Consider the following 7,301-nt stretch of genomic DNA (forward strand, 5'->3'; position numbering starts at 1 on the left):
GGATAGTCTCCTAGTGTTTAATCAATGTAGGAGGTGTTACACTTTGCGTGCCAAAATAAAAATCATTTTAAAACATTATGTTAAGTTTTATTGAAAGTGGTTTGAGCGATATTATCATTTTGAGAATTATTTTGAACAACTCGATTAAGTGCAATACACAGAGCAGCGAGTATATAAATAGGCCAAGTAAAACCTTGAGTGAGAAAGGTACCAGAAACGATAGTGCCAATAATTCCAGCGTAGACGGCGGTTGCAGTCCCGTGCAGATAAGGTGAGTAGTGAGACGGATTGGAATCGAGTAATTTTAGAGTTTGTTGACTGGTTTTTATCAAGGAGATAATACAACCAATAAAAACAAACAAGCCAACAAAGCCCGTTTCGGCCAATACACCGAACCATGTAGAATGCACTGCATGGTTGAGACCATCCCAGTGTGGACTGTAAAAAAAATAGTTTGAGTAGAAATTATTGATTCCAACTCCGGTTATGGGATTATCTACCGCCATACCGAATGCGGCCTCCCAAGCGTACAAACGGCCCATGGCAGAGGCATCGATTCCTTCTTCTGCCGCGCCACCTGATTTGCGATCTGAAATGCCTGCAGCGGCAGCAAGAACCAATAAGGCGATACTTCCGATCACCGCTAATAAAACCTTAGAACGAATGAGTCTCAGCCCAAAGATACCAAAGACGGCTATCGAACCCAGTAGTCCTCCTCGGCTTTGTGTTGCAAGAACGGCCAGCATGGATAACACGGTTCCGATTAAGCCTAATATACGTATACCACCAATATTTTTGGTGGTGAGTAAACTCACCGCAAACGCCAGTGGGAACATGAGAACAAGAGACAGATCGTTTGGGTCCCCTAACACTGAGCTGAGTTGTCTTCCGATGGTGACGCGAGTGCCCTCGACTAAACCGATTCCATTGATGGAGTTAAAAAGTGCCACACAAGCAATCAAACCACCAGCGAGTACAATTAATATACTGATTCGTTGAACATTGATGACACTATTGACTAGCCAGGCAATGGCAAAAGTCATCACAATAATTTTCCAGTACATGGCTTTGAAGTATTTAACTGCGAGGCCCGGGTTTGATGAAAAAAGGATACCAATGAAGACCAGAAACCAGAACACGGATAACCAAGTAAAACTGGGATGCCAGAAAGTTTCTAATTGTTTGCTGATCAAACTGTGCCAAACCAGTGCGCTCAGAGCTCCAAGAGATAAAAGTAATGGGATTTTGAGAGAGTAAAGGGCTGGAATGGCTTCATGAATTCGGAAAAATGAAAACAGCACAAATAAGCTCACTAGCCAGAATGTTTGGTTGAGGACAAACAATAAACCCAAGGGCAACATACATAGCACCACAGCGACGGCAGGATGAGGTACAAACTTCCATATCAGGGCGATGAGTGAACAGACGCAAAGTGTAACAATTAATGGTGAAAGCGCCCTGTGTCCTGTCATAACATGCGTCCTACGCGATCTTGCGGTGAGTGACGTTTGAAGAAATATAGGTCAATTTCGATTAAATTCAGTCTATTAAGTAATATAATCAATGCAATAGGCTGGATCACCATCATCAACATCGCTACAGCAATAGAGCTGTTATGCCAACTGCTTGAAATAAAAAGCACGCTTATAATCATTGTTAGTATAAGAGATTTTGTTTTGTATGGCAGAGGGTAACTAGATTGACTTAGGTAGGCAATTAGGACAATACGAACCAGTTGTCCTAAGCATAGACATAACAAAATCATGGATACACCAAGATGTTTCATATACCAAGCTAAAGATAAAGCGATCACCGTTGCTATCACATTGATATAGAAAAGACGATGAGTTTTTTGAGCATAGAGCACCCCAATATTTAAAAGTTCGGCCATTTCCTTTAACAACATAATGATAATACAAAGCACGACAAGCTGGCTGGCTAAATGGTAGCTGCTAGGCAGGGCTAGGTTTATAAAGCTCTGGCTGATCCATGTCACGAGAATACTTAATATACATAGGGCTGATATGCCATGCTGAGTATGATGCACGGCTTTTTCTCTACCTTGGGTTTCTAATAACTCAAAGCGTTTTGGCATCCACCACATATGAAAAGGTTGGATCAAAATACCCAGAGCCAGCGCAAACTTTGCTGCAACAGCATAAATGCCAAGTGTTTCGAGTGGATGTGATTCAGCGATGATCCATCGTTCTGCGCCACTTAATCCGAAAGCAAGAATGGCTGAAAGCATTAAAGGTGACGAATAGCGAAGATATTTTTTGTAGTGCTCAAGTGATGGGAATTTGAAGATAAATCGATTGTGTATGTACAGATATGCTGTTTGTACAACAGTGCACAAGCCACCAACAGCAAAGATAAGAGTCACATTTGGCGAGGTCACCAGTATCGATACGATGAGTGAAATTTGAATTATCAGCGTCGCCAAACTGACTTTAAAGAATATCCATGCTTTGTTGTTGAGCCTTAGCCAAGCCAAGCATATGGCTAGCGGTGCTTCTACCGAGATAACCAGAGTAATGATAGCCGCCTGATGGCTACTAATCGCCGTGGTTAGAAATACAAAGGAAAAAAGGATAGCAAACACCGATGCAAGCAGTACGGAGGTGACTAATGAGCTTGTACATAGCTCGCAAACTCTGGTGAATCGCTCGGTATCAAGCTTAACTGTGCCAACGAAACGGTATAAATTTTCATGCATTGATAGTCCGACCAACAGACTAAAAAACACCGTTGTAATCGATAATAACTCAAGGTGGCCGAACTCATTTGGTGAAAGATAGGCCGCCATGAACGGGAGCATGATGAGAGATGTTCCTTTCATCATTAGAAGGCTGATTGCATAGAGTGACATGCTTGTCACATTCTCTTGTTTTAACCATGCGTGTATTTTTTGTCGCATAATTATTCCTCATTGCCTCACAGGGTTTGACGTACGAGACACGCTTCCATCTGGATTGCCGTTTATCGTTTTGATGATATCGAGGTAGCATTTCTCGGCTTTGTACTCTTGTGCTACTTTCAAACCGTTTTTGATACATTGGTGAAAGTTATCCGTATCCTTTGCTGCATATAGCAATGCGTCACATAAAGAGTGTGGATTATTGGGCAAGTATTTAATGCAGTTTTTGTTGTGTATTAGACGCTCATCCCAATACGAACCATCTTGAGGAATGATGACACACATCCCAGCAGCAAGAGCCTCTAATATGGATAATCCAAATGGTTCGTTTTGGCTGGTCGAAACAAAGATGTTTGACTGGCTGCGAATGCTGTCTAAATCAGGTGGATCTTGATACCAATTGACATGTTGCATAGAGATGGGAGCCGCACTGACAGGAATAGACGTGTCCACAGGTCGGATAAAACAAATATTAGCGGCAAGAGACTTGAGCTTTGCTGCGTCTTTTAGAGCATCAACAAACGTATCTAACCCTTTCCACTTGAGTAAAGATGCCGCCCAGTAGCAGACTGGAAAATGTGTTTGAGATCGTGTTGGCCAATTGTCTTCAGTCAGACCATTGACAAATTCATGGTATGAGGATGAAGTTAAAAATGACTCAATAAGTGCTTGGCAATCCTCAATACCAGTTTTGTGCTTTAGGTAAGTATTTAATGCAATGGCCATACTTGGTTTGCTCGATGGCAGGTGAAATACTTTGTCGGCACGAGTAAGGCAATACCCAATGGAACGTGAATTACCAACCGGACCGTGTACAAATTGAATGAGTTCGAAATGCTTGAATATGTTGACGAGGTAAAGTGCCATATCCATTCCGGGCCCCGAAGCGCCGATGGCTCTAGAAATATCTCGATATTTAACGAGTAGGCAGAGTAGCAATAGGCTGGTATAAAACTGGTTTAGCCAATATAGGATGCCATAATGCTGTTTGGCTAATCCTTTCGATAAGGCAAGTGTCACGATCTCTACCGAATGAGATTGAGCGAGGCGACTATTTTTCCAAAATGTTGGTTGAACGGTCGCAATCACAAAGTGATTACTATTGGTTTTACACAGTCTTAATATTTCGGCTGTAGCCAGTTTTGACCCACCTTTAAAGGTGATGGGATCAAAAATCAATGTATGATGAGCGTTTGATTTAGCCATGTTGCCCCCCCAGAAAAAAGCGTTTTGTCAAATAAGTCTTCAAAGGTATAAACGTGCGCCATAGGGAGACTGACGCCTTATGCTCAACCAGCAATTGTTTGTATACTTGGAAAACTTTCCTGCTTGAGAGCTCAATATTGAAGTTCTCGGCAATATGTTTACGTGCTCGACGAGAAAGTTGTTTGCCAAACTGTTGATGTTCAACAACAACTGCCATCATTTTGGTTAGAGGGGCTGTGCCATGATTGGGGTAAAGTAATCCTGTCGTGCCATGATGGATAAACTCAGGTATTCCGCCTTCTCTTGGTGCGACAACGGGAATATCGGCTAAGGTTGCTTCGGCAATCGCTAAGCCAAAGGCTTCACGCCGAGAGCCACTGACAAACGCATCACATCCTTTTAGCCATCCGACGACATTGTTTTGCACACCAATAAAGTGGACCTTGTTTTCAACATAGAGCGTTTTAGCCATGCGCTCTAGCTCGCAACGTAAAGGTCCGTCACCGACAACGAGTAAATGCACGTTTGCATTGTCCATATTTAGGCTTTGAATTGCAGTAATAATTCTGTCCATGCCTTTGTCGTAAATAAGTGACCCAACTGTCGCGAATAAAAAACTGTCTTGAGGCAATCCCAGAACTTCTTTAGTGTCAACTTTGGCTTGAGCGACGAACTTTGAGACATCGATACCATTGTGGATAGTAGATAGACGCTCAAGAGGATAACCTTCTTTACTTAGTTGCTGTCCTACATAGTTACTGACAGCAATGGTATGTGGCGAAAGATGTAGACCCAATGTAATTCGGTCACGAGCAGGGTAGGCACTGTGAAGTTGGGTGACCAAAGGGATGTTCATCAATCGTGTCGCCAAGATCATCCATTGACAAGGTGCACCACTATTGACGTGAACCATGGTGATTTTGTTTTGCTTGATCAATCGGCAAGCTTTAATGATTAAATTTAACCAACCAACAATATGGAATCTAGGCTTTAGCCAGCCGAGAAGCAAAGGAAAAGCATCGATTTGTGTATTGATGTTATAGCTTTGAGCATAGCGGTGAAGCGATGCGTTATTTGTCCACAAATAGGCTTCAAAACCATGCTCAGGGCAGTAGCGGATGAGGTCTAACAAGCAGTTCTCGCTTCCCCGTATCCAGTCGTTGCCATAGTGAACAAACAGTATGTTATTTTTCATTTTAGCCTCTCCTGATGTTGTATAGTGGACAACAACGCAAATGAGATGCCAAAAAAGTATGAATTCTATATTACTGATTAATAGGGTGATTGTTAACTTGTCAACATTTAGGAAGGCTTTTTGTCAAATTGAGAATCAGATTGCATGTATTCACCAGAGTAAATATTTAGCATTTTGGGAATAACGGCGGAGGTTGAGAAGTGCTTATATATGGTATCTGATGCTTGCTTCTGTATGGCTTTTTTTTCTTCCTCACTTATCTGGGTAGCACTCTGTAGAGTGTTACCCAATGTTTCTAGGTTATTTACTATAAAGCCGTTTTTCCCATGTTCAATGAGTTTAGGTAAGTCACCCACCTCATAAGCAATCACAATACACCCTCTGGCCATGGCTTCTAAAGCAGCCATTGGCAATCCTTCAAAGCGAGAGCAAATGATAAGGATTTTGATTTTTTCCCATACATTGTTCATCTCTTTTTGGTGCCCATGACAAATCACATTGTTTGGCATGTTTTGCAAAATGTCTGCTTCCATCGGGCCAGACCCATAGATGTGGAACTTGAGTTTTGGGCTATGTTTGGCGCATTGAATAAATTGGTCGGGCGCCTTTTCATGGCTCAGACGGCCAACAAACGCGATTTGCTCTCCTTGGCTAGGTAATATTTTACTTGTGTCGATAAAGTTGTTTAGTTTGTGTGTTTTGGTGGGGATTTTAGCGCTGACATGGTCACTTACTGCGAGAGAAGCCGAAGAAACGAACGCAGTATACCGGTCAATGAAGTCGTAGAGCTTTACTTTCCCCTTTGGCGTTTCACCAGCATGATAGGTAGATATTTGAGTGATACCAGTACAAAGACGTGCACATTTTGCCAGTAAACTGGCCTTGTAGCCATGTGCATGGAGAATATCGCCACTTCGCTGGTTCACTCGTTTTAGAAGCGTGAGTAGAGGGAATGAATTTGAATATGACAAATAGCTAAACTTAATATTATACCCCTCAAGCTTATCAACAATCGGCGATACACGTTCAAAGCGCTTTAAGAGCAAGACTTCCACATCCACTCTGTGTTGTTTAAGTCCTTTCGCCAGTTCAACAACATACGCATCGATGCCGCCATATGTAAGGCTATCAATGAGTAACCAAACCTTATTCGGCGTACTGCTGCTCATCTTCTTCAGTTTCCCAAGCTTGCTTTTTGCGATAAACCGTGGATGGGCTGAGTTCTAGCAATACAGCCGCATTGAGTACATTTCCATCACAATAATCAATAGCTTGCTGGATAGCTTCACGTTCAACCATCCACATAGGCCGTATCGTAATACCTTTAGGCGGCTCAGTGGTGTGCTCATTGCCAGAATACACAGTTGACTCCGATAGTTGTGAGGAGGTCGAAACGTCTTGAGTTACAGGCGGCACCGGTTGAGAGAGGGTAGGTTGGGGTGATTTTGGTTTAGGTGCCTTAGGACCACTTGTCATTTGTTCAGGAAGGTGTTCTATAGCAAGTTTGGTATCATTGTTCAGTACGACAATATTGCGTATCACATTTTGCAATTGGCGGACATTTCCGGGCCAAGCATAGCGTTTGAGTAATGACTCAGCATCTCTGTTGATGCCATTGAACTTTTTGCCATCTTCCTTGGCAAATACTCTAAGAAAATGGGTTGCTAACGTAGTAATGTCGTTACCACGCTCTTTCAACGGGGGCATCTCGATTGGGACAACATGTACGCGATAATAGAGATCTTCTCTAAATCGGCCTTCTTCGACTTCAAGCAAGGGATCGCGATTGGTTGCGCAGATAATTCTTACATCAACTTTGAGTTCTCTAGAGCCACCCAGAGGAGTGAAGGTTCCAGTTTGCAAAAAGCGCAGAAGCTTTTTCTGCATGTCCAATTCCATTTCACACAGTTCGTCTAAAAACTGTGATCACCAAGCGATTCTGTCGTACCTTAATTACCAAGCGACTTTGTCATTACGTTAACT

Annotated in this window: 5 protein-coding genes and 1 pseudogene; all 6 read right to left on the reverse strand. The window is 42.5% G+C overall.

Annotation, left to right across the window (positions count from 1 at the left end; all coding sequences use genetic code 11):
* Positions 1-80 precede the first annotated feature (80 nt).
* Entirely contained in the window at positions 81-1,472 is a 1,392-nt protein-coding gene (locus tag QQK21_RS13890; protein ID WP_284192787.1) for an O-antigen ligase family protein, read from the reverse strand.
* Positions 1,469-2,917, reverse strand: a complete 1,449-nt coding sequence (locus QQK21_RS13895) for a lipopolysaccharide biosynthesis protein (RefSeq protein ID WP_284192788.1) — start codon at positions 2,915-2,917, stop codon at positions 1,469-1,471. The genes QQK21_RS13890 and QQK21_RS13895 overlap by 4 nt, the downstream gene beginning before the upstream one ends.
* Before the next feature lie 9 nt (positions 2,918-2,926).
* Positions 2,927-4,123, reverse strand: a complete 1,197-nt coding sequence (locus QQK21_RS13900; RefSeq protein WP_284192789.1) for a glycosyltransferase — start codon at positions 4,121-4,123, stop codon at positions 2,927-2,929.
* A complete protein-coding gene (locus QQK21_RS13905) occupies positions 4,116-5,318 on the reverse strand; it encodes a glycosyltransferase (protein WP_284192790.1) in 1,203 nt (400 codons plus the stop codon). The genes QQK21_RS13900 and QQK21_RS13905 overlap by 8 nt, the downstream gene beginning before the upstream one ends.
* A 107-nt stretch (positions 5,319-5,425) precedes the next feature.
* Positions 5,426-6,487: a glycosyltransferase family 4 protein gene (locus QQK21_RS13910; RefSeq protein ID WP_284192791.1), complete on the reverse strand. Its 1,062-nt coding sequence runs from the start codon at positions 6,485-6,487 to the stop codon at positions 5,426-5,428.
* A pseudogene (locus tag QQK21_RS13915) lies at positions 6,465-7,238 on the reverse strand (AAA-type ATPase lid domain-containing protein); the annotation flags it as partial. The gene QQK21_RS13910 and the pseudogene QQK21_RS13915, both read right to left, overlap by 23 nt.
* Between the last annotated feature and the right edge of the window lie 63 nt (positions 7,239-7,301).

The sequence above is a fragment of the Vibrio zhanjiangensis genome, assembly GCF_030161235.1.
In the GTDB taxonomy this organism is placed as follows: domain Bacteria; phylum Pseudomonadota; class Gammaproteobacteria; order Enterobacterales; family Vibrionaceae; genus Vibrio; species Vibrio zhanjiangensis.

Coding starts and splice junctions, on each gene's coding strand:
- QQK21_RS13890 (WP_284192787.1), bottom strand. CDS start 1,472: ATGACAGGACACAGGGCGCTTTCACCATTAATTGTTACACTTTGCGTC.
- QQK21_RS13895 (WP_284192788.1), bottom strand. CDS start 2,917: ATGCGACAAAAAATACACGCATGGTTAAAACAAGAGAATGTGACAAGC.
- QQK21_RS13900 (WP_284192789.1), bottom strand. CDS start 4,123: ATGGCTAAATCAAACGCTCATCATACATTGATTTTTGATCCCATCACC.
- QQK21_RS13905 (WP_284192790.1), bottom strand. CDS start 5,318: ATGAAAAATAACATACTGTTTGTTCACTATGGCAACGACTGGATACGG.
- QQK21_RS13910 (WP_284192791.1), bottom strand. CDS start 6,487: ATGAGCAGCAGTACGCCGAATAAGGTTTGGTTACTCATTGATAGCCTT.